Source organism: Lysobacter tyrosinilyticus (assembly GCF_054779815.1).
Map to the genome: position 1 here is coordinate 198,817 of NZ_BAAGXN010000003.1, position 20,269 is coordinate 219,085.

Sequence of the window (20,269 nt, forward strand, 5' to 3'; positions counted from 1 at the left end):
GTGCTGGCGGTGCGCCGTGCGCTCAGCCGTGGCGGTATTCGCGCGGGATGCGCTCGTTCAAGCCGGTAAGAATTTCGTAGGGGATCGTGCCGGCGGTCTGCGCCAATGCTTCGGCAGTGATGTGGGCGTCGCCCTGCGCGCCGATCAGCACGACTTCGTCCTCGTTCCAGGCGCTGTCTCGATCGATATCGACCATGAATTGGTCCATGCAGATGCGACCGACTACGGGATAGCGATGGCCACGAATCAGGACCTCCCCGCGCGAGGACAACGCCCGCGGGTAGCCATCGCCATAACCAATCGGAATGGTTACGACGCGCGTGTCGTGTTCGGGAGTCCAGGTCGCGCCATAGCTGACCGGATTGCCGGCTTTGACCACCTTGAAGTAGACGACCTGCGAAACCAGGGACAGCGCAGGCTTCACCGCGACCGTGGCCTGCGATGCCGGATCGGGCAGCACGCCGTATAGCAGGATGCCCGGACGCACCATGTCCAGATGAGTCTGCGGGAAATGTAGGATGCCGCCGGAGTTGGCCAGATGCCGGATCGGCATCGGTGCACCCACGCGCTCGATGTGCGCGCAGACATCCAGGAAGCGCTCCAGCTGCTGCATCGTCATCGGCGAGGCCGGATCGTCCGCGCAGGCGAGGTGCGAATAGATGCCCTTGAGCACGCACCACTGTGAAGCGAGGGCCGCTTCGATGAAGGGCTTCGCCGAATAGCTGTGAACGCCGATGCGCTCCATCCCGGTATCGATCTTGAGATGGACGACGGCCTTGCGCCCCAGCGCCTGCGCGGCGGCTTCCACCTGCCGGAGCTTGTCCAGCGAGGACACGGTGATTTCGAGATCGCGGGTGATGAACTGTGCGATCTGCGGACCGAAGATGCCGCCGAGCACCAGGATCGGCGCGGTGATGCCGGCCTTGCGCAATGCGATGCCTTCCTCGACGAAGGCCACGCCAAGCTGGTCCACGCCCTGTGTCTGCAGGTGCAGGGCCACCGGCACCAATCCGTGCCCGTAGGCATTGGCCTTGACGATGCCCATCACCGGCACGCCGACCTGCGCGCGAATGGCGCGCAGGTTGAAGGCCAGGTGATCGAGGTCGACCACGATACGGGTGGGACGCTGGCTGACGAGATCGCTCATGTCGCGCGATTGTAGCGGGGCATCCCGTGCAACGCCGTCCCCACCGGGGTGGACAGGCGGTGATTACTCGAAGCTGCCCACCGAGTCGTGCGACAGGTTGTCGAAGCGGGTGTATTCGCCGAAGAACTTCAGCTTGATCGACCCGGTCGGGCCGCTACGCTGCTTGCCGATGATCACTTCGGCCAGGCCCTTGTCCGGCGAGTTTTCCTTGTTGTAGTAGTCGTCGCGGTAGATGAACATGATCATGTCCGCGTCCTGCTCGATAGCGCCGGATTCGCGAAGGTCGGCCATCACCGGGCGTTTGTCGGTACGCGTTTCCAGCGAGCGGTTGAGCTGCGACAGCGCGATCACGGGGACCTGCAGTTCCTTGGCGAGGCCCTTGAGCGAACGCGAGATCTCCGAGATTTCCGTCGCGCGGTTTTCGCTGTTGCCCGGCACCGACATCAGCTGCAGGTAGTCGATCACGATCAGGCCCAGGCCATGCTCGCGTTTGAGGCGGCGCGCCTTGGCGGCGAGCTTGACCGGCGACAGGCCTGGCTCGTCGTCGATGAAGATCTTGACCTCGCGCAACTGGCGGATCGCGCTGGTGACACGGCTCCAGTCCTCGTCTTCCAGCTGGCCGGTACGCAGGCGCTGGGCGTTGACTCGACCCACCGAGGAAATCAGACGCATCGCCAACTGGCTGGCCGACATTTCCATCGAGAACACCGCTACCGGCTGCTTGCTGCGGAACGCGGCGTATTCGGCCATGTTCAACGCCAGCGTGGTCTTACCCATCGCCGGACGCGCCGCCAGGATGATCAGGTCGGTCTTCTGCAGGCCGGCGGTCATCATGTCCAGCTCGACGTAGCCGGTCGATAGACCAGTGACGCCGTCGCCGTTGGCGTATCGGGTCTGCAGGAGGTCGAAAGCCTCTGCTAGCGCCTGGGTGACAGCGGTGAAGTCCTGCTTGCCGGTGCTGTTGGCCTGGGCGATGGCCAGGACCTGGCGCTCGGCTTCCTCGAGGATGTCGCCGCTGTCGCGACCCTCAGGCTGGAAACCGTTGTTGACGATGTCGGTACCGACATCGATCAGCTGACGCAGGATCGCCTTGTCGCGGACGATGTCCGCATACGCACTGATGTTGGCGGCCGAGGGCGTGGTCGCGGCGAGCTCGATGAGATAGGCGCCGCCGGCGACCTGCTCGCTCAGCCCCATCGACTCGAACCATTCGCCCAGCGTCACCGCGTCGTACGGACGATTCTTCTCCGCCAGCTCGCGGATCGCGCGGTAGATCAGCTGGTGATCGCGACGGTAGAAGTCGCTGTCGGTGATGCGGTCGGCGACACGGTCCCAGGCGTCGGGCGCCAGCATCAACCCGCCCAGCACCGCCTGTTCGGCTTCCACCGATTGGGGCGGTACACGTAGCTGGTCGATGCTCTTGTCGCGACGGGTCTGAAAAGCGGGATCGGGGCGCAATCCTTGGCGTGCGCTCATCAGTGCGGTGACTCCCCTGTGCGGACCGTCGTGGCGATCCGGTTCTAGTGATGGTGGCTTGACGCTGTTGCCGATCTGGCCGGTCATCCTAGTCGCCCCTACGCTGATGCGTTGCAGACAACTCTGTGGATAACCGGTGGGAATCTCAGAGACTGAGACGGTGCCTGCTTATGACGGGCAAACCGTGCAGCGATGACCAAGAGGGTGACCCGCTGGTCAGCGACTCTTGCGGCAATGCAAAAAGGATTGCCCAAAAAGAAGCGGGCGCCCGAAGGCGCCCGCTTCGTACAACAGGTGGATCGCTTAGGCGACTTCGCCGACCACGATGACCTTGACCGTGGTGTCGATGTCAGCGTGCAGGTGCACGACGACTTCGTGCTCGCCGGTGCGACGCAGCGGGCCTTCGCCCAGCACGACTTCCGACTTCTCGACCTTGTGACCCAGCTTGGTCAGCGCTTCGGCGATGTCGCGCGGGCTGATCGAGCCGTACAGCTTGCCTTCGGTCGAGGCATTGGCAGTGATGCTGACTTCCACGCCTTCCAGCGCGGCCTTGCGGCCTTCGGCGCCGTCCAGGAGGGCCTTCGCCTTGGCTTCGTATTCGGCGCGCTTGGCTTCGAATTCGGCCAGGTTGGTGGCGGTGGCCGGCACGGCCTTGCCCTGCGGGACCAGGAAGTTGCGGCCGTAACCCGGCTTGACGTTGACCTTGTCGCCGAGCTTGCCGAGGTTGGTGACGTTCTGCAGGAGGATCAGTTGCATGGTGGTGCTCCGTATTCGTTAGCGAGGCGCATTGCCCCGCAGCGTTTGCTGTCCGAATGGACTACTTGAGATGGACAGGCGCGGAACCAGAGGCTCCGCGCCGTCGGCATCAGGCGTTGTGGTTGTCGGTGTACGGGATCAGGGCCAGGAAACGGGCGCGCTTGACGGCCGTTGCCAGCTGGCGCTGGTACTTCGACTTGGTGCCGGTCACGCGGCTCGGCACGATCTTGCCGGTTTCGGTCAGGTACTGGCGCAGGGTGTTGAGATCCTTGTAGTCGATCTCCTTGACGCCTTCGGCCGTGAACTTGCAGAACTTGCGGCGACGGAAAAACTTGGACATTTCAGTGCTCCTTAAGCGGCTTCGGCTTCGTCGGCGGCGGAATCGGCGTTGCCGATCGCGCTGTCGCTCTCATCGTCACGGCGACGACGCTCGGGCTTGTCGCCCTTTTCGTCCTTGAACTTCATGATCAGGGACTGCTCGGTGTCGGCCGCGTCGCGCTTCATGACCAGGTGGCGCAGCACGGCGTCGTTGAAGCGGAAACCGTCGACCAGCTCGTTCAGCGCGCTCTGGGAGCACTCGATGTTGAGCAGGACGTAATGAGCCTTGACCAGGTTCTCGATCGGATAGGCCAGCTGACGGCGGCCCCAATCTTCGAGACGGTGGACCTTGCCTTCGCCGCCTTCGATGAGCGACTTGTAGCGCTCGATCATGGCCGGCACCTGCTCGCTCTGGTCCGGATGGACCAGGAACACGACTTCGTAATGACGCATTGGATGGTTCCTTGTGGATGCCGGAAGCCCGGGATGGCCTTCCGGTAGCCCCCCAGCAGCCGGGATGGCCACGGTGGGGCAAGGTCTCCCGGTAGCCGAGGCCGCGGGAGCCGGAAATTATGGCAGGTTCAAAGGGTTAGGTGCAAACCGCAGGCGCACGCGATGCCCCGCCGGTGGCGGGTCGAGGCCCGCCCTACCCCTTCTTGGCCGCTATCCAGGCGTCGATGTGCCGCTCCAGCGCCTCCAGCGGCACCGAACCCGTCGACAGGACCTCGTCATTGAAGTCGCGCACGTCGAACCGGCCGCCCAGTTGGGCCTTGGCCCGAGCCCGGAGCTCGGAAATCTTCAGCTGGCCGATCTTATAGGCCAGCGCCTGGCCCGGATCGCCGATGTACCGGTCGATCTCGTTGACGATGTCCTGGTCGGTCTTGGGGGCGTTGTCCTTGAAAAACGCGATCGCCCTTTCCCGGCTCCAACCCTTGGCATGCATACCGGTGTCGACCACCAGCCGCACCGCCCGCCACATTTCATAGGCCAGCTGACCCATGCGGTCGTAAGGGTCGTCGTACAGCCCCATGTCGAAGCCAAGCTGCTCGGCATACAGACCCCAACCCTCGCTGTAGGCCACGAAGTAGGCGGTTCGGCGGAACATCGGCGCGTCGGGCAGCTCCAGCGAGCGCGCGAACTGGAAATGATGGCCCGGCACGGCCTCATGTAGCGACAACGGCATCATTTCCCAGGTCGGACGCACTTCCGGCTTGTACAGGTTCACGTAGTAGAAGCCGGCACGGCTGCCATCGGAGGCGCCCGGCTGGTAGTACGCCGTGGTGGTATCGGGCGCGACGTTGTCCGGGATGGGGCGCACGCCATAGGGCTGGCGCGGAATGGTCCGGAACGCCTTCACCAGTTCCGGATCGATGCGCTTGGAAATCTCGCGGTAATGGGTAAGCAGCGCCTGCGGTGTCTTTTCGAAGAAACGCGGATCGGTGCGCAAGAAGGTGAAGAATTCGGTCAGCGTGCCTTTGAAGCCCACTTCCGTCTTGATCTTCTCCATCTGTCCGCGGATGCGCGCTACTTCCTTGAGACCGATCGCATGGATCTGGTCGGCGGTCAGATTTGTGGTCGTGTAGTAGCCGGCGAGATAGTCGTAATACGCCTTGCCGTCGGGCAGATCCGTCGCAGCGATGGACTCGCGGGTCTTCGGCAGGTACTCGTTGTTGAAGTAGGCCTGGAGTGTGCTGTAGGCCGGCACGATGCGTTCGCGGATGATGCGCTGCGCTTCGGCCTGCAACCCGGCGCGATCCGCTTCGGGCACGCCATCGCGGAACTTGACGAAAGGCCGGTAGAACGGACTCTGCGCGGGATCATCGACGATCTGCGCCGCGACTTGGCGCGGCACGCGCTGCATCAGCACCTTGGGCGGCATGCTGCCCGCCTTCACCCCTTCGCGCATGAGAGCGATGGTCTGGTCGACCAGCACCGGCAAGGCGTCCATGCGCTTGAGCCAGTCGCGATAGTCCTTGGTGGTGGCGAACGGCAGGACTTCGGCCACGCCATCCAGGGTCTGCACGCCGCCCATATGGCCGACGGGCTGCAGATAGGTACGGAATTTCTGGCGCGCAACCGACTTTTCCTGCAACCACAGGAAGGTGTCGTAGTTCAGCTGTTCGGCCGGAGACAGCGCGTTGCGATCGATGGCGCGGATGCGCGCGAGCGCGGCGCGGTCGGCGGCTTCGCTGGCCTTGATAGCGGCCAGGCTCGCGTCGGACCAGCGATCGTTGTAACGCGGGTCACCCTGGTAGCTGGCGCTGACGGGGTTCTCGCGCAACCCGCGCTCCCACTCCTCGTCGAACAGCTGATGCAGCGCTCGCGTGGCGTCAGCGGATTGCGCCTGCACGGGCGCGATGAACGCAACGAGCAGCGCCGCCGAAGCGGCAAGGCATGTCCTGAGCGCAGTCGAAGGACGTCGGAACATGGGAAGGCTCCTCACCGTGGATGGCGGGAGTCTAGCGTGAGGCTTCCGGGCGTCCCCCTGCCTAAGGTTGGGACTGCCCGCCGAGAATTAGGCGGCCCGGTCGGCTTCCGTGGTGAAGCTCTCGCCGCAACCACACTCGGCACTGGCATTGGGGTTGCGGAACACGAACTGCTCACCGAGGCGCTGCTTGATCAGGTCGATTTCCGTGCCATCGACGATTTCCAGGCTCTTGGCATCGATGTAGATCCGCACGCCGTCCTGCTCGAACACGGCATCGCCTTCGCGCTCGTCCTTGGCCAGGTCGGCAAAGTGCTGCCAACCCGAGCACCCTGTACGGGTCACGCCGAAGCGCAGGCCGATCGCGTCGGGAGTCTCGACGAGATAGCGCTGGACGCGGGCGAGAGCGGCGGGAGCTAGGGTGACGGCCATGGGGTACTCCAAATTGGTGCTCAATCATTATAGGTCGTGCAGTCCGCGCGTTGCTGCTATCAGCCGCGCGCGCGGCATTGGCGAGGCTGCCATTTCATTTCGTCCGCGGGCGTCCGCGGGCGGGTAAACTCCCGCCTTTCCCCATATCGGCCCGTGGCGGCCAGGATTCAAGGCATGACGGTGGTCAGCGTCGAACATGCGCTCGCAGGCAAGCTGCCTGCCGGCGGCGAAGTCACGGTCCGCGGCTGGGTGCGCACCCGCCGTGATTCCAAGGCCGGCCTCAGCTTCGTAAATGTGAGCGACGGCTCCTGCTTCGCGCCGATCCAGGTCGTCGCGCCCGCCACGCTGCCCAACTACGAATCCGAAGTGAAGCACCTCAGCACCGGCTGCGCGGTGATCGCCACCGGCACCCTGGTGCAGTCGCAAGGCCAGGGCCAGGCATTCGAGATCCAGGCGTCGAAGCTGGAAGTCCTGGGCTGGGTCGAAGATCCGCTCACCTACCCAATGCAGCCCAAGCAGCATTCGCTGGAATACCTGCGTGAATTCGCCCATCTGCGCCCACGCACCAATCTGTTCGGCGCAGTGACCCGTATTCGCGACTGCCTGGCCAAGGCCGCGCACCGCTTCTTCCACGAGCAGGGCTTCTACTGGATCTCCACGCCGATCATCACCACGTCCGACGCCGAAGGCGCCGGCCAGATGTTCCGCGTGTCCACGCTCGACATGGCCAACTTGCCGCGCACCAGCAACGGCGAGGTCGACTTCGGCCGCGACTTCTTCGGCAAGGAAACCTTCCTGTCCGTGTCCGGCCAGCTCAACGTCGAGGGCTACTGCCTGGCCCTGAGCAAGGTCTACACCTTCGGCCCGACCTTCCGCGCCGAGAACAGCAACACCTCGCGCCATCTGGCCGAGTTCTGGATGATCGAGCCGGAAATCGCCTTCGCCGACCTCAACGAGGACGCGAATGTCGCCGAAGCCTTCCTGAAGTACATGTTCCGCGCCGTGCTGAACGAGCGCATGGACGACATGGCCTTCATCGCCGAGCGCGTGCAGCCGGATGCGATCACCCGCCTGGAATCCTTCATCAACGCGCCGTTCGAACGCATCGATTACACCGATGCGATCAAGCTGCTGCAGAAGTCGAACAAGAAGTTCGAATTCCCGGTCGAATGGGGCCTGGACCTGCAGACAGAACACGAGCGCTGGCTGACCGAGGAACATGTCGGTCGCCCGGTCGTGGTGATGAACTACCCCGAACACATCAAGGCCTTCTACATGCGCCTCAACGACGACGGCAAGACCGTCGCCGCGATGGACGTGCTGGCTCCTGGCATCGGCGAAATCATCGGCGGTTCGCAGCGCGAGGAGCGCTTGGACATGCTCGACGCGCGCATGGCGCAGTTCGGCCTGGATCCGGCGCACTACGGCTGGTACCGCGACTTCCGCCGCTACGGCACGGTGCCGCACGCCGGCTTCGGCCTGGGCTTCGAGCGCCTGGTCGTGTACGTGTGCGGCCTGGCCAATATCCGCGATGCGATTCCGTATCCGCGTGCACCGGGTAGTGCGGATTTCTGATGACGCGGCTGCTGGAAGCGGCACAACTGCTTCGCCATCCCGGCGAATGCCGGGATCCAGCACTTGACGTTGCTTGCCCCGTTTTTCGAAGACCGCAGAACTCCATAAAGCTGGATCCCGGCATTCGCCGGGATGACGACGACAACAAGACATGATCCTGTTCTTCGCCCTGCTCTTCGTCGCTACCGCCATCGCTGGCGCGTGTGCGTTCGTGATCTTCTGGCCGCTGGCGCTGGTGCATATCCGTGACCGGCATCCGGCGATCGGTTCGCAACTGGGTCCGGGCGCGTTTCTCAATCCCAGGGCACTGGGCTGGCTGCTGCGCCGCGGTTACATCGACGCGAATGATCGCAACCTCACCGGCCTGGCGTCGCCCGCACGCATTTCGCTGCTGACGATCATCATCGCCCTGATCCTGGCCGGCCTGCTCTGGGCCCTGTCGACGGTGGTATCCGCATGACCAGTCTTGATGACGCACATAACGAATGGTGGTTGGCCACGCTCGGCCGCACGGTGATCTGGGCGCGCCTGCGTGTTCTTGAAGCCGGAACGGCTGAGGTCTTCGACAGCGACGGCGCCACCCTGCCCTACGACAGCGAGGACACCGCGCGTGCGGCATTGATGGACGCCGAATTCGTCGCACTGGATGGTCTCGACAAGGACGACGCGGCCGATCGAGGCTTCGCATTGGAAGAACTGGTGCCGCCACAGGCCGACGACGACGATGCGCTGCGCCAACGCATGATCCAGAAGCTGCCGCCGCGGCGCTGAGCCGCGCCTACGATCATGTATCAGCCCGCCGCCTTCGTCGAAACCGACCGGACGATGCTTGATGCACTGATCGAGCGGGACAACTTCGTCACGCTGATTACCGTCCGCGACGGCGAACCGGTGATGAGCCAGCTGCCAGTGCTCTATCGCCGCGATGGCGATCGGATCGAGTTGCGCGGCCACTGGGCACGACCCAATCCGCAGGCCCGACACGCGGGTCCCGCGACCGTGGTGGTCCACGGTCCGCACGCCTACGTCTCGCCTTCCTGGTATCCCGATAAGGAAGCCGAAGCCCGCGTGCCCACCTGGAACTACGCGGTCGCGCATCTGAAGGGAGCGCTGGAAACCTTCGACGACGAAGCCTCGCTCGCCGCGATCGTCGACGGCCTCAGCCGGCAGCATGAGGGTCGCGTCGGCCAGGACTGGCGCTTCGAACTCCAGCGCGACGACCACCGCGTCCAGTTGCGCGGCATTATCGGCTTCCGCTTCCGCGTCCACGACGTCGCGCTGAAGTTCAAGCTCAACCAGAACCACCCCGTCGCCAATCGCCTCGCGGTGGCGACGCAACTCGAACAGCAACCGCGCGAAGCCAGCCGCGAGATTGCTCATTTAATGCAGGCGGCCCTGATGCGCGCCCGCACATCCACGGAAGACTGATCCCATGAATCTCGACCTCACCGGCAAGCACGCTCTCGTCTGCGGCGCGAGCCAGGGCATCGGCCTGGCCACCGCCAAGGCGCTGGCCGAACTCGGCGCCGACGTCACCCTGCTCGCGCGTCGAGCCGAAGTGCTGGAGGAGGTCTGCGCGCAACTGCCGCGTCCGCATTCCGCGCAGGCGCACGGCTGGATTGCGGCAGACAGCGCCGATCTGGAACGCCTCCGCGCACAGGTCGAAGCGCTCTGCGCGGGCAAGCCGGTGCACATCCTCGTGAACAACAGCGGCGGCCCGCCGCCGGGTAACGTGCATGGCGCGGAAATCGCGGCGTTCGAAGCGGCCTACCGCCAGCACCTGCTCGCCAACCACGTACTCGCCGAAACCGTCGTCCCGGGCATGGAGCGCGACGGCTATGGCCGCATCGTCAACGTCATCTCCACTTCGGTGAAGGAACCGCTGCGCGGCCTGGGAGTTTCGAATACAACGCGCTGGGCCGTGGCGAGCTGGGCGAAGACCTTGGCAACCGAACTCGCACCCAAGGGCATCACCGTCAACAACGTGCTGCCGGGTTCGACCGAAACGCCCCGCATCGAGCAGATCATCCAGTCGACGATGGCCAAGACCGGCCAGGACCGAGACACCGTCTACGCGAAGATGGCCGCGGAAGTGCCGATGGGCCGCTTCGCGAAACCCGAAGAAACCGCCGCCGCGATCGCCTTCCTGTGTTCGCCCGCGGCTTCGTACATCACCGGCATCAATCTACCGGTGGACGGCGGCCGTACCCGTTCGCTTTAATTCCCGCCCCCCAACCCGGCCTGACAAGGATCGTCGCGATGAATGCAGTCATGAAGGACGAGCGCCGCAGCGACGTTCGCGTTCCGTTCGCGTCGCGGGTGATGGTCCTGGGCCGGGAAACGGCATGGTTCGCCCGCCTGATCGATCTTTCGGAAGGCGGCTGCGGCATTTTCCGGCCCAAGGGTTTCGAACTCGTGCCCGACGACCTGGTCCGCCTGTTCTTCCACGAGAACGACGATGTGACCGCCGTCATCGTGGATGCGCGCGTCGCACGTGTGACGCAGAGCCAGGTCGGACTCGAATATCACGACCCGCAGACGGTTCCCCCCACGCACCCGTCAAAACAATGAGGTGCCGTATGGACGCCGCGCCGGTTAAGCTTGGCGGATGCGTCTGACTCATTGGATCGACGGCGAATCTCGTGAAGCGGCCAATGGTCGCTGGCTTGACGTATTCGACCCGGCGACAGCCCGCCCCTTTGCCGAAGTCGCGCGCGGCGACGCAGGCGATGTGGAAGCCGCGATAGCCGCTGCACAGAAGGCACTTCCCGGCTGGTCGTCACTGCCCACCACCGAACGCGCGCGTTGGCTGGAGAAGCTGGCCGATGCATTGGAAGCCAGGCTCGAGGACTTCGCCCACGCCGAATCCCGCGATGGCGGAAAACCAATTCGGCTTGCGCGCGACATCGAGATTCCGCGAGCGATCTCCAACCTGCGCTTCTTCGCCCACGCGGCCACGCAGTTCGCGAGCGAATCGCACCACGGCCAGGCTGGATTGAACTACACGCTGCGCGCGCCGCTGGGCGTGGTTGCGACGATTTCGCCGTGGAATCTGCCGCTGTACCTGTTCACCTGGAAGATCGCGCCCGCCCTCGCCGCCGGTAACACCGTCGTGGCGAAGCCTTCGGAAGTCACGCCGGTCACGGCGACGATGCTCGGCGAATTGGCGGCGCAGATCGGTTTCCCCAAGGGCGTGCTCAACATCGTGCACGGTCTGGGACCCGAGGTCGGCGAGCCGCTGGTGACACACCCGCAAATCAAGGCGATTTCCTTCACAGGAAGCACCGCGGTCGGCAAGCGCATCGCCACGCTGGCCGCGCCATTGCTGAAGAAGGTGTCGCTGGAACTCGGCGGCAAGAATCCGACCCTCGTGTTCGCCGACAGCGACTGGCGCGGACAGCTCGACACGATCGTGCGTTCGGCGTTCCAGAACAGCGGCCAGATCTGCTTGTGCGGCTCGCGCATCCTGGTCGAACGTCGCATCTATAGCGAATTCCGCGACGCGCTGGTCGAACGCGCGGTCGCATTGCGTGTGGGCGATCCTATCGACGAGGACAATAACCTCGGTCCGCTGGTTTCGCAGGCGCATTTCGAAAAGGTCACCTCCGCCCTCGCCCGCGCGCGTGAGGAAGGCGGCCACGTGCTGTGCGGTGGCAACGCGCTCGATCGTCCGGGCTGGTTCGTTGCGCCGACGGTGATCGAAGGTCTTGGCCCGGATAGTGCGAGCAATCGCGATGAGATCTTCGGGCCTGTGGTCACGCTGCAGGCATTCGACAACGACGAGGAAGCCGTGCGCCTCGCCAATACCGGCGATTACGGTCTGGCTGCCTCCGTGTGGACGCGCGACCTCGACCGCGCGCATCGCGTCGCCGCGCAGTTGCGCATCGGCATGGTCTGGATCAATACCTGGCTGATGCGCGATCTGCGCACGCCATTCGGCGGCACCGGCGCGTCCGGCCTGGGTCGCGAAGGCGGTATGGAGGCGATGCGTTTCTTCACTGAGCCCAAGAACGTGGGCATCGCCCTTGGAGCATCGCCGCGATGACGACACTCGACGAACTGCTGCGCAACAACCGCGATTGGGCCGACGCCGTACGCCGTGAGGACCCCGGTTTCTTCAAGCGCCTGTCGCAGCAGCAGGCACCTAAATATCTTTGGATCGGCTGCTCCGATTCACGCGTACCGGCCAACCAGATCCTCGGCCTGGCCCCGGGCGAGGTCTTCGTCCACCGCAACATCGCCAACGTCATGGTACATACCGACCTCAATTGCCTGTCGGTTATCCAGTACGCCGTCGATGTGCTCAAAGTCGAGCACATCCTCATCGTCGGCCACTATGGATGCGGCGGCGTGCATGCGGCCCTGATGGGTACCCGCGTGGGTCTGGCCGACAACTGGATCCGCCACGTCGGCGATGTGGCGCTCAAGCATTCCACGCTGCTCGAAGGAATCGATCTGGAGTCGATGCGGCACGCGCGCCTGTGCGAGCTCAACGCGATCGAACAGGCCGCCAACGTCTGCCTTACCACCATCGTCCAGGACGCCTGGGCGCGCGGACAATCGCTGTCGGTGCATGGCTGGGTGTACAGCCTGCTCGACGGCCGCGTGCGCGAGCTGGGGATGGACGTGGGCTCCATCGACGAACTGACGCCCGCCTATGAAAGCGCACTGTCCCGTCTGCGCCCGCGTCCCGATCACGAGAACCTCACCGCATGAGCGACGTCATCCAGGCCAGCGCTGCGCCCAAGCCCGTCGGTACCTATCCGCACGCACGCCGGGTCGGCAGCCTGCTGTTCCTTTCGGGCATCGGCCCGCGCGATCCGGTGACGAACGCCATTCCGGGCAATGAATATTTCGCCGATGGCCGTGTACGCAAGTACGACATCGAGGCGCAGGCGCGCGCGGTATTCGCCAATGTGCGCGCGGTGCTCGAAGCCAGCGGAGCGCGCTGGGAAGACCTGGTCGACGTGACCGTCTATCTCACCGACATGCCCCGCGACTTCAAGAGCTACAACGCGGTCTGGGCCGAACATTTCCCGGACATCGACAGCGCGCCCTGCCGCACCACGCTGGGCATCACCGCGCTGCCGACGCCGATCGCGATCGAACTGAAATGCACTGCAGTCGTGAAGGACTAACCCGATGCTAGCTGCCCCGCTCAACCTGCAAGCCTGGATCGACGAGCATCGCCATCTGCTCAAGCCACCCGTCGGCAACAAGTGCATCTACGACGGCGACTTCATCGTGATGGTGGTTGGCGGCCCGAACCAGCGCACCGACTACCACTGGGACGAAGGTCCGGAGTGGTTCTACCAGCTCGAAGGCGAGATGGTGCTGCGCATCCAGGAAGATGGCGCCGTGCGCGATATCCCGATCAAGGCGGGTGAAACTTTCCTGCTGCCGCCGCGCGTACCGCATTCGCCGCAGCGCATGCCGAATTCCATCGGACTGGTGATCGAACGCAAGCGCCTGCCACACGAGCTCGACGGACTGATGTGGTTCTGCGAGACGTGCAACGACAAGCTGTACGAAGAGTTCTTTCCGTTGCAGAACGTCGAAACCGACTTCTTCGCTGTGTTCGAACACTTCTACACGTCGCACGAGCATCGGACCTGCCGCAATTGCGGGCACTTGAACCCCGCACCTGCGAAATTCACCGCGGCCCAGGACTGAAACGAAACACCGATACGGCCGATGCCGCGCCCGCGGCTGACAGAAACGAATTTCTGGCGATTGCAATGCTGAAGATCGACACCCACGCCCACTACCTGCCGCGCGACTGGCCCGACCTTGCGCGCAAGTACGGTGACGACCGCTTCCCGGTCATCCATCACACCGACGACGGCCGCCACCGCATCTACAAGGACGGCAAGTTCTTCCGCGAGATCTGGTCCAAGACCTGGGATCCGCAGGAACGCATGGACGACTACGCGCGTTTCGGCGTACAGGTGCAGGTCATCAGCACCGTGCCGGTGATGTTCAGCTACTGGGCCAAGCCGCAGCACGCGCTGGAATTGCACCAGGCGCTCAACGACCACATGGCCGAGGCCTGTCGCGCCTATCCGCGCAATTTCGCCGGCATCGGCACCGTGCCGTTGCAGTCGCCGCGCCTGGCCGTCCAGGAGCTGGAGCGCTGCATGGACCAGCTCGGCCTGCAGGGCGTGCAGATCGGTTCGCACATCAATGACTGGAATCTGGACGCGCCGGAGCTGTTCGAATTCTTCCAGGCCGCCAGCGACCTGGGTGCCGCGATCCTCGTGCACCCCTGGGACATGATGGGCACGCCGTCGATGCCGAAGTACTGGCTGCCCTGGCTGGTCGGCATGCCCGCCGAGCAGTCGCGCGCCGCCTGCTGCCTGGTGTTCGGTGGCGTGATGGAGCGCCTGCCCAAGCTGAAGATCTGCCTCGCCCATGGCGGCGGCAGCTTCCCCTACACCATCGGGCGTATCGAGCACGGCTTCAACATGCGGCCAGACCTGGTCGCCACCGACAATCCGCGCAATCCGCGCGACTATCTCGAGCGCTTCTATTTCGACTCGTGGGTTGCCGACCCGCGTGCGCTGCGCTACCTGCTCGACACCTGCGGCGTATCGCGGGTGATGCTGGGCACCGACTATCCCTTCCCGCTCGGCGAACAGACGCCCGGCGCCGGTATCGAGGCGCTGAACCTGAGCGAAGCCGAACAGGCGCGCGTGTACCACGGCACGGCGCTCGAATGGCTGGGCCTGACCAAATCCCGTTTTGTGTGAAGTAACGAATGACCACCGACCTGTTTTCGTTCGCGCATGCCGATGCGCTCGATGCCGCCGATTCCCTGCCCAGCCTGCGTCACGAATTCCTGATCCCGAAGCACGGCGATCACGAGCAGGCGTATTTCGTCGGCAATTCGCTGGGCCTGCAGCCGCGTGGTGTACGCGCTCATGTCGAGGAAGTGTTGAACAAGTGGGCGACGGAAGCCGTCGAAGGCCACTTCACCGGCAGCGCGCAGTGGCTGCCCTATCACGAACTCGTACGCGAACCGCTGTCGCGCGTGGTTGGCGCCAAGCCGTCGGAAGTCGTCGCGATGAACACGCTGACGGTGAACCTGCACCTGATGATGGTCAGCTTCTACCGTCCGACGCGCGAACGCCCGGCGATCCTGATCGAAGCCGGTGCGTTCCCGTCCGACCGCCATGCCGTCGCCTCGCAGGTGTTGTTCCATGGTTACGAGCCGGATATCGATCTGATCGAACTGGAGGCGGACGAACCCAACGGCACGATCTCGATGGCCGCGATCGAGCGCGCCATTGCCGAACACGGTAAGCGCCTGGCGCTGGTCCTGTTGCCCGGCGTCCAGTACCGCACCGGCCAGGCTTTCGATCTGAAGGAGATCGCGCGACTGGCGCATGCGCAGGGCGCGCTGTGCGGCTTCGATCTGGCGCATGGCGTCGGCAACCTTGCGCTGGAGTTGCACGACAGCGGTGCCGATTTCGCCGTGTGGTGCCATTACAAGTACATGAACTCCGGTCCTGGCGCTGTCGCCGGCTGCTTCGTGCATGAGCGTCACGCCAACAACGCCGGGCTGCCGCGCTTCGCGGGCTGGTGGGGCCACGATGTGTCTACTCGCTTCCGCATGGGGCCGCAGTTCGTGCCCACGCCGGGTGCTGACGGCTGGCAGCTGAGCAATCCTCCGATCCTCGGACTGGCGCCGTTGCGCGCCTCGCTCGAACTCTACGATCGCGTCGGCATCAAGGCGCTGCGCGAACGTTCGCTACGCCTGACCGGTTATCTCGAACAGCTGATCCAGACACGTCTGGCCGACACGCTGCAGATCGTCACTCCCGCGAATCCGGCCCAGCGCGGCTGCCAGCTGTCGCTGCGCGTGGTCGGTGGTCGCGAGCGTGGCCGCGCCCTCTTCGAATACCTGGCGAACAACGGTGTGCTCGGCGACTGGCGCGAGCCCGACGTGATCCGCATTTCCCCCGCCCCGCTCTACAACACCCACAACGACGTGCTGCGTTTTGCCACCACAGTGGAAGCGTGGCGCTCCTGAAGCATCAATCTGAACCGTCATTCCCGCGGAAGCGGGAACCCAGTGACTTTGCTTATGGAAAAGCAACCCGTCGTATACATCCTCGCCAGCCAGCGTAACGGCACGCTGTACACCGGCGTTACGAGCGACCTGCTCGCGCGGGTTTGGCAACACAAGAACCATCAGGCAAAGGGATTCACGGATCGATACAGGGTTGAAATGCTCGTCTGGTACGAACCGCACGAAACAATGGACTCTGCAATCCTACGAGAGAAACGCATCAAGAAGTGGCGGCGTACTTGGAAAATCGAGCTAATCGAAGCGATGAACCCCTACTAGAACGACCTTTGGAACGACATCTGTGAAGAATCAAAGACACTGGGTCCCCGCTTTCGCGGGGATGACGGTACAGGGAGCGGCGAATGAGTAGTCCCGGTGAGCACATCACGATCGTCGGTGCAGGTCTCGCCGGTGCGTTGCTCGCAACGCTGCTGGCCCAACGCGGCTGGCGCGTGGACGTCTACGAGAAGCGCGGCGATCCGCGGGTGCAGGGCTATGTGGGTGGTCGCTCGATCAACCTCGCGCTGGCCGAACGTGGTCGCCACGCATTGCGTCTCGCTGGCGGCGACGACGAAGTCATGGCCCAGGCCGTAATGATGCGCGGCCGCATGGTGCATTTCCTCGATGGCCGCACCGACCTGCAGCGGTACGGCAAGGACGACAGCGAAGTCATCTGGTCAGTGCACCGCGGGGAGCTCAACCTGATCCTGCTCGATATCGCCGAAAAGGCCGGGGCGCGGCTGAACTTCCATCGCGGCCTGGCCAGTGTGGACTTCGCCAATCGCAACGCGCAGTTCAGAGATGATCGCGACGGCAGCCTGCACGACGTGGCGTTCGCGTCTGTGGTCGGCGCCGACGGCGCGGGCTCGGCGCTGCGTGCGGCAATGGCCGGCGCGGCCGACCTGGGCGAACGCACCGAGTTCCTCGGCCATTCGTATAAGGAACTCGAAATCCCGCCAGCTGCGGACGGCGGCTTCAGCGTCGAGCCCAATGCCCTGCACATCTGGCCGCGCGGCCGCTACATGTGCATCGCGCTGCCCAACGATGAGCACACGTTCACAGTCACCCTGTTCCTGCCGAACGAGGGCGATCCCAGCTTCGCGACGGTGAAGAACGGCGCGGACGCCCGTGCGTTGTTCGAACGTGATTTCGCCGATGCGGTGCCGCTGATTCCCAACCTCGAACGCGACTTCGAGCAGAACGCCACCGGCCTGCTTGCCACGCTCTATCTGGACAACTGGCATCTCGACGACCGCGCGGTCCTGCTTGGCGATGCGGCGCACGCGATGGTGCCGTTCCACGGACAGGGCATGAACTGTGCGTTCGAGGATTGTGTCGCCCTTGCCGATCACCTGGAGCGCACGTCCGATCGCGCCGCTGCCTTCGCCGCCTTCCAGGGCGAACGTCTGCCCAACGCCCGTGCGATCCAGCAGATGGCGCTCGAGAATTACCTGGAAATGCGCGATCGCGTCGACGACGACGATTACCTGCTGCAGCGAGCCCTCGAACGCCAACTGGCCGAACGTCATCCCGATCGCTTTGTTCCGCGCTACGCGATGGTCACCTTCCGTCGCCTGCCGTACGCGACGGCATTCCAGCGTGGACAAGTGCAGCGCGAGCTGCTCGTCGATTTGACCCGCGGCCACGCGTCGCTCGATACCCTCGACTGGGATGCCGTGGATGCTGCGGTCCGCGCGCGGCTCGAGCCCCTGCCGGTCGAAGCCTGAGCCCATGGCCGTGCGCGTGGATCCCGAACGCGCACGGCTCGTTCCTTCCGACCCCTTGGCCGTTCTCATCTGCTGAGACCGCCCCGCGCTATACGGTCCCCGATGCCCGCCAGCTTCCTGTTCTACGACCTCGAAACCTTCGGTGCGGACCCGCGGACCAGCCGCGTCGCGCAGTTCGCGGCGATCCGGACGGATACCGAACTCAACGAAATCGACGAGCCGATCAGCATCTTCGTCCGTCCCGCCGACGACCTGCTTCCCTCGCCGATCGCCACGCTGATCACCGGCATCGCTCCGCAGGCGGCGCTACGCGATGGCATGAACGAAGCACAGGCGTTCTCGTTGATCTTCGACGAGATGGCGCGGCCGGAGACCTGCACGCTGGGCTACAACTCGCTGCGCTTCGATGACGAATTCGTCCGCTACGGCCTGTTCCGCAATTTCTACGACGCCTACGAGCGCGAATGGCGCGCAGGCAATTGCCGCTGGGACCTGCTCGACGTGTTCCGGCTCGCGCATGCCTTGCGCCCGGATGGTCTGATCTGGCCCAAGCGCGAGGACGGCGCGACGTCTTTCAAGCTGGAACATCTGGCCACCATCAACGACGTGCGTATCGGCGATGCGCATGAAGCCCTGTCGGACGTGCGCGCACTCATCGGATTGGCGCGCAAGTTCAAGCAGGCGCAACCACGGCTGTGGGAATACGCGCTGAAGCTGCGCGACAAGCGCTTTGCGGCCAGCTTGATCGATGTCGTGGCGATGACGCCGGTGCTGCACGTATCGCAGCGATTTCCCGCAAGCCGGCTGTGCGCGGCGCCGGTGCTGCCGATCGCAAGGCATCCGCGCATCGACAATCGCGTGCTGGTGTTCGATCTCGGCCAGGACCCGCAGGCGCTGCTGCGCCTGTCGCCGGCGGAAATCGCCGATCGACTCTACACGCCAAGTGCCGACCTACCCGAGGGCGAGGAACGCATCGCGCTCAAGGAAGTCCACCTCAATCGCAGCCCGGCCCTGGTCGCCTGGGATCATCTACGCGAGGCGGACTTCACCCGGCTCATGATCGATCCGCAGCAGGTGCTCCAACGCGCCGAAACCCTGCGCGCCGTGGGTCCGGCCCTGGCCGAAAAAGTCCGTCAGGTATTTTCCTCGGAACGAGACCGCATGCCGCCGGACGTGGACGCCTCGCTCTATGACGCCTTCATCGGCGATGGCGACAAGCGTGTTTTCACCGAGGTGCGCGCGACTCCGCCGCAGACCCTGGGTGAGAAGGCTTTCGGCTTCCGCGACTCACGTCTGCCCGAGCTGCTGTTCCGCTATCGCGCCCGCAACTGGCCCGACACGCTGTCCGTGAGCGAACGCGCACGCTGGAACGACTACCGCCGGACGCGCCTGCGCGATGAGCGTGGCCTTTCCGAATACAGCTTCGATACGTTCCGCGCCGAAATCGCGGCACTGCGATCGACCCATGCCGATGATGGCGGCAAGCAGGTCTTGCTGGATCAGCTGGAGGCCTGGGGTCGCGAGGTCGAAGCCAGTTTGGCCTGAGAAGCGCTTGACCAGGCCGCAACCCGGACCAAAGGTAGTAGCACGATGAGCAGTTATTTCAGCGACGCGAGCTTCAAGTTCCTGCGCGGCCTCGCGCGCCACAACGAGCGCGAATGGTTCCTGGCGCACAAGGCCGATTACGACGCGAATGTGCGCGAGCCGTTCCAGCGCCTGCTCGGCGACCTGCAACCGGCATTGCTGGAAATCAGCGAACACTATCGTTCCGAGCCGAAAGGCAACGGCGGTTCGCTGTTCCGCATCCACCGCGACACCCGCTTCGCCAATGACAAGACGCCTTACAAGAACTGGCAAGGTGCGCGGCTGTTTCATGCGCGCAGCAAACAAGTCGAGGCGCCTGCCTTCTACCTGCATCTCCAGCCGGGCAACTGTTTCGTCGCGGCCGGTGTGTGGCATCCGCAACCCGAAACACTTCGGCGCATCCGCCACTTCATTGTCGACAACCCCGGAAGCTGGAAGGCCGCGGCGCACGGCACCGCGTTCCGCAAGCGCTTCGACCTCGACGACGACGAGATGCTGACGCGCATGCCGCGCGGCTTTCCCGCCGACTTCGAATTCGCCGACGACCTGCGGCGCCGCAATTTCGCCGCATTCCGCCCGATTGACGACGCCACCATGACCGGGCCGCGTCTGCGGAAAAGCATCGAAACCGATCTGGCCGGGCTGGCGTCCTTCGTGGATTACCTCTGCGCGGCGCTCGACCTGGAGTTCTGAGCGCTTTCCTCTCCTCGAAGTCACGCCCGGCTGTAGTTGCCAAGCTGTGACGTAGCCCGTCCCTA

General features: G+C 64.3%; 24 protein-coding genes. 17 read left to right on the top strand and 7 right to left on the bottom strand.

Going from position 1 to position 20,269, the window contains the following annotated elements; genetic code table 11:
- Nucleotides 1-22: 22 nt before the first annotated feature.
- The 7 genes from alr to ACYVGK_RS07725 all read right to left on the bottom strand — a co-directional run bounded on the left by alr (nucleotide 23) and on the right by ACYVGK_RS07725 (nucleotide 6,554).
- Nucleotides 23-1,147, bottom strand: a complete 1,125-nt coding sequence (gene alr / locus ACYVGK_RS07695; protein WP_460732776.1) for an alanine racemase — start codon at nucleotides 1,145-1,147, stop codon at nucleotides 23-25.
- Nucleotides 1,148-1,210: 63 nt separating this feature from the next.
- Nucleotides 1,211-2,623 carry a replicative DNA helicase gene (locus ACYVGK_RS07700; protein WP_460733443.1) on the bottom strand — a complete coding sequence of 471 codons (1,413 nt, stop codon included), beginning with the start codon at nucleotides 2,621-2,623 and terminating at the stop codon, nucleotides 1,211-1,213.
- 303 nt (nucleotides 2,624-2,926) lie between these two features.
- The gene (rplI, locus tag ACYVGK_RS07705) at nucleotides 2,927-3,379 is read right to left on the bottom strand and encodes a 50S ribosomal protein L9 (RefSeq protein WP_460732777.1); all 453 of its coding nucleotides are present in this window, start codon (nucleotides 3,377-3,379) and stop codon (nucleotides 2,927-2,929) included.
- Between the two features lie 109 nt (nucleotides 3,380-3,488).
- A complete protein-coding gene (gene rpsR / locus ACYVGK_RS07710; RefSeq protein ID WP_031372470.1) occupies nucleotides 3,489-3,719 on the bottom strand; it encodes a 30S ribosomal protein S18 in 231 nt (76 codons plus the stop codon).
- An 11-nt stretch (nucleotides 3,720-3,730) separates the two neighbouring features.
- Nucleotides 3,731-4,150 (bottom strand): 30S ribosomal protein S6, encoded by a 420-nt coding sequence (gene rpsF, locus ACYVGK_RS07715; RefSeq protein ID WP_460732778.1) that lies wholly within the window; start codon nucleotides 4,148-4,150, stop codon nucleotides 3,731-3,733.
- A gap of 193 nt (nucleotides 4,151-4,343) precedes the next feature.
- Nucleotides 4,344-6,125, bottom strand: a complete 1,782-nt coding sequence (locus ACYVGK_RS07720; protein WP_460732779.1) for a DUF885 domain-containing protein — start codon at nucleotides 6,123-6,125, stop codon at nucleotides 4,344-4,346.
- Nucleotides 6,126-6,212: 87 nt separating this feature from the next.
- Nucleotides 6,213-6,554, bottom strand: a complete 342-nt coding sequence (locus ACYVGK_RS07725) for a HesB/IscA family protein (RefSeq protein WP_460732780.1) — start codon at nucleotides 6,552-6,554, stop codon at nucleotides 6,213-6,215.
- Nucleotides 6,555-6,728: 174 nt separating this feature from the next.
- Between ACYVGK_RS07725 and asnS the strand changes: the two genes are divergently transcribed.
- The 17 genes from asnS (at nucleotide 6,729) to ACYVGK_RS07810 (ending at nucleotide 20,204) form a co-directional block, all read left to right on the top strand.
- Nucleotides 6,729-8,129: an asparagine--tRNA ligase gene (asnS, locus tag ACYVGK_RS07730; protein WP_460732781.1), complete on the top strand. Its 1,401-nt coding sequence runs from the start codon at nucleotides 6,729-6,731 to the stop codon at nucleotides 8,127-8,129.
- Nucleotides 8,129-8,284, top strand: a complete 156-nt coding sequence (locus tag ACYVGK_RS07735) for a hypothetical protein (RefSeq protein ID WP_460732782.1) — start codon at nucleotides 8,129-8,131, stop codon at nucleotides 8,282-8,284. Before asnS ends, ACYVGK_RS07735 begins: the two co-directional genes overlap by 1 nt.
- The gene (locus ACYVGK_RS07740) at nucleotides 8,281-8,589 is read left to right on the top strand and encodes a hypothetical protein (RefSeq protein WP_460732783.1); all 309 of its coding nucleotides are present in this window, start codon (nucleotides 8,281-8,283) and stop codon (nucleotides 8,587-8,589) included. The genes ACYVGK_RS07735 and ACYVGK_RS07740 overlap by 4 nt, the downstream gene beginning before the upstream one ends.
- Nucleotides 8,586-8,900 (top strand): hypothetical protein, encoded by a 315-nt coding sequence (locus ACYVGK_RS07745; protein ID WP_460732784.1) that lies wholly within the window; start codon nucleotides 8,586-8,588, stop codon nucleotides 8,898-8,900. Before ACYVGK_RS07740 ends, ACYVGK_RS07745 begins: the two co-directional genes overlap by 4 nt.
- 15 nt (nucleotides 8,901-8,915) lie before the next feature.
- Nucleotides 8,916-9,557, top strand: coding sequence for an FMN-binding negative transcriptional regulator (locus ACYVGK_RS07750; RefSeq protein WP_460732785.1), 642 nt, complete (start codon nucleotides 8,916-8,918; stop codon nucleotides 9,555-9,557).
- 4 nt (nucleotides 9,558-9,561) lie between these two features.
- Complete coding sequence (locus ACYVGK_RS07755) at nucleotides 9,562-10,350, top strand: SDR family oxidoreductase (protein ID WP_460732786.1); 789 nt, start codon at nucleotides 9,562-9,564, stop codon at nucleotides 10,348-10,350.
- A gap of 50 nt (nucleotides 10,351-10,400) precedes the next feature.
- Entirely contained in the window at nucleotides 10,401-10,700 is a 300-nt protein-coding gene (locus tag ACYVGK_RS07760; RefSeq protein ID WP_460732787.1) for a PilZ domain-containing protein, read from the top strand.
- Between the two features lie 37 nt (nucleotides 10,701-10,737).
- The gene (locus ACYVGK_RS07765) at nucleotides 10,738-12,174 is read left to right on the top strand and encodes an aldehyde dehydrogenase (RefSeq protein ID WP_460732788.1); all 1,437 of its coding nucleotides are present in this window, start codon (nucleotides 10,738-10,740) and stop codon (nucleotides 12,172-12,174) included.
- Nucleotides 12,171-12,845, top strand: coding sequence for a carbonate dehydratase (gene can / locus ACYVGK_RS07770; protein ID WP_460732789.1), 675 nt, complete (start codon nucleotides 12,171-12,173; stop codon nucleotides 12,843-12,845). The genes ACYVGK_RS07765 and can overlap by 4 nt, the downstream gene beginning before the upstream one ends.
- A complete protein-coding gene (locus ACYVGK_RS07775) occupies nucleotides 12,842-13,267 on the top strand; it encodes a RidA family protein (RefSeq protein WP_460732790.1) in 426 nt (141 codons plus the stop codon). The genes can and ACYVGK_RS07775 overlap by 4 nt, the downstream gene beginning before the upstream one ends.
- A gap of 4 nt (nucleotides 13,268-13,271) precedes the next feature.
- Nucleotides 13,272-13,802, top strand: coding sequence for a 3-hydroxyanthranilate 3,4-dioxygenase (locus ACYVGK_RS07780; protein WP_460732791.1), 531 nt, complete (start codon nucleotides 13,272-13,274; stop codon nucleotides 13,800-13,802).
- Nucleotides 13,803-13,867: 65 nt separating this feature from the next.
- A complete protein-coding gene (locus tag ACYVGK_RS07785; protein ID WP_460732792.1) occupies nucleotides 13,868-14,878 on the top strand; it encodes an amidohydrolase family protein in 1,011 nt (336 codons plus the stop codon).
- An 8-nt stretch (nucleotides 14,879-14,886) separates the two neighbouring features.
- Nucleotides 14,887-16,161 (top strand): kynureninase, encoded by a 1,275-nt coding sequence (gene kynU / locus ACYVGK_RS07790; RefSeq protein WP_460732793.1) that lies wholly within the window; start codon nucleotides 14,887-14,889, stop codon nucleotides 16,159-16,161.
- A gap of 54 nt (nucleotides 16,162-16,215) precedes the next feature.
- Nucleotides 16,216-16,479 (top strand): GIY-YIG nuclease family protein, encoded by a 264-nt coding sequence (locus tag ACYVGK_RS07795; RefSeq protein WP_460732794.1) that lies wholly within the window; start codon nucleotides 16,216-16,218, stop codon nucleotides 16,477-16,479.
- Between the two features lie 83 nt (nucleotides 16,480-16,562).
- On the top strand, nucleotides 16,563-17,927 hold the full coding sequence (locus tag ACYVGK_RS07800) for an FAD-dependent oxidoreductase (RefSeq protein ID WP_460732795.1): 1,365 nt from the start codon (nucleotides 16,563-16,565) through the stop codon (nucleotides 17,925-17,927).
- A 102-nt stretch (nucleotides 17,928-18,029) separates the two neighbouring features.
- The gene (gene sbcB / locus ACYVGK_RS07805) at nucleotides 18,030-19,472 is read left to right on the top strand and encodes an exodeoxyribonuclease I (protein ID WP_460732796.1); all 1,443 of its coding nucleotides are present in this window, start codon (nucleotides 18,030-18,032) and stop codon (nucleotides 19,470-19,472) included.
- 45 nt (nucleotides 19,473-19,517) lie between these two features.
- Nucleotides 19,518-20,204, top strand: a complete 687-nt coding sequence (locus ACYVGK_RS07810; RefSeq protein ID WP_460732797.1) for a DUF2461 domain-containing protein — start codon at nucleotides 19,518-19,520, stop codon at nucleotides 20,202-20,204.
- Nucleotides 20,205-20,269: the final 65 nt, after the last annotated feature.

What these genes read in the sequence shown, in the direction of transcription:
- alr (WP_460732776.1), bottom strand. Translation starts at nt 1,147, where the DNA reads ATGAGCGATCTCGTCAGCCAGCGTCCCACCCGTATCGTGGTCGACCTC.
- ACYVGK_RS07700 (WP_460733443.1), bottom strand. Translation starts at nt 2,623, where the DNA reads ATGAGCGCACGCCAAGGATTGCGCCCCGATCCCGCTTTTCAGACCCGT.
- rplI (WP_460732777.1), bottom strand. Translation starts at nt 3,379, where the DNA reads ATGCAACTGATCCTCCTGCAGAACGTCACCAACCTCGGCAAGCTCGGC.
- rpsR (WP_031372470.1), bottom strand. Translation starts at nt 3,719, where the DNA reads ATGTCCAAGTTTTTCCGTCGCCGCAAGTTCTGCAAGTTCACGGCCGAA.
- rpsF (WP_460732778.1), bottom strand. Translation starts at nt 4,150, where the DNA reads ATGCGTCATTACGAAGTCGTGTTCCTGGTCCATCCGGACCAGAGCGAG.
- ACYVGK_RS07720 (WP_460732779.1), bottom strand. Translation starts at nt 6,125, where the DNA reads ATGTTCCGACGTCCTTCGACTGCGCTCAGGACATGCCTTGCCGCTTCG.
- ACYVGK_RS07725 (WP_460732780.1), bottom strand. Translation starts at nt 6,554, where the DNA reads ATGGCCGTCACCCTAGCTCCCGCCGCTCTCGCCCGCGTCCAGCGCTAT.
- asnS (WP_460732781.1), top strand. Translation starts at nt 6,729, where the DNA reads ATGACGGTGGTCAGCGTCGAACATGCGCTCGCAGGCAAGCTGCCTGCC.
- ACYVGK_RS07735 (WP_460732782.1), top strand. Translation starts at nt 8,129, where the DNA reads ATGACGCGGCTGCTGGAAGCGGCACAACTGCTTCGCCATCCCGGCGAA.
- ACYVGK_RS07740 (WP_460732783.1), top strand. Translation starts at nt 8,281, where the DNA reads ATGATCCTGTTCTTCGCCCTGCTCTTCGTCGCTACCGCCATCGCTGGC.
- ACYVGK_RS07745 (WP_460732784.1), top strand. Translation starts at nt 8,586, where the DNA reads ATGACCAGTCTTGATGACGCACATAACGAATGGTGGTTGGCCACGCTC.
- ACYVGK_RS07750 (WP_460732785.1), top strand. Translation starts at nt 8,916, where the DNA reads ATGTATCAGCCCGCCGCCTTCGTCGAAACCGACCGGACGATGCTTGAT.
- ACYVGK_RS07755 (WP_460732786.1), top strand. Translation starts at nt 9,562, where the DNA reads ATGAATCTCGACCTCACCGGCAAGCACGCTCTCGTCTGCGGCGCGAGC.
- ACYVGK_RS07760 (WP_460732787.1), top strand. Translation starts at nt 10,401, where the DNA reads ATGAAGGACGAGCGCCGCAGCGACGTTCGCGTTCCGTTCGCGTCGCGG.
- ACYVGK_RS07765 (WP_460732788.1), top strand. Translation starts at nt 10,738, where the DNA reads ATGCGTCTGACTCATTGGATCGACGGCGAATCTCGTGAAGCGGCCAAT.
- can (WP_460732789.1), top strand. Translation starts at nt 12,171, where the DNA reads ATGACGACACTCGACGAACTGCTGCGCAACAACCGCGATTGGGCCGAC.
- ACYVGK_RS07775 (WP_460732790.1), top strand. Translation starts at nt 12,842, where the DNA reads ATGAGCGACGTCATCCAGGCCAGCGCTGCGCCCAAGCCCGTCGGTACC.
- ACYVGK_RS07780 (WP_460732791.1), top strand. Translation starts at nt 13,272, where the DNA reads ATGCTAGCTGCCCCGCTCAACCTGCAAGCCTGGATCGACGAGCATCGC.
- ACYVGK_RS07785 (WP_460732792.1), top strand. Translation starts at nt 13,868, where the DNA reads ATGCTGAAGATCGACACCCACGCCCACTACCTGCCGCGCGACTGGCCC.
- kynU (WP_460732793.1), top strand. Translation starts at nt 14,887, where the DNA reads ATGACCACCGACCTGTTTTCGTTCGCGCATGCCGATGCGCTCGATGCC.
- ACYVGK_RS07795 (WP_460732794.1), top strand. Translation starts at nt 16,216, where the DNA reads ATGGAAAAGCAACCCGTCGTATACATCCTCGCCAGCCAGCGTAACGGC.
- ACYVGK_RS07800 (WP_460732795.1), top strand. Translation starts at nt 16,563, where the DNA reads ATGAGTAGTCCCGGTGAGCACATCACGATCGTCGGTGCAGGTCTCGCC.
- sbcB (WP_460732796.1), top strand. Translation starts at nt 18,030, where the DNA reads ATGCCCGCCAGCTTCCTGTTCTACGACCTCGAAACCTTCGGTGCGGAC.
- ACYVGK_RS07810 (WP_460732797.1), top strand. Translation starts at nt 19,518, where the DNA reads ATGAGCAGTTATTTCAGCGACGCGAGCTTCAAGTTCCTGCGCGGCCTC.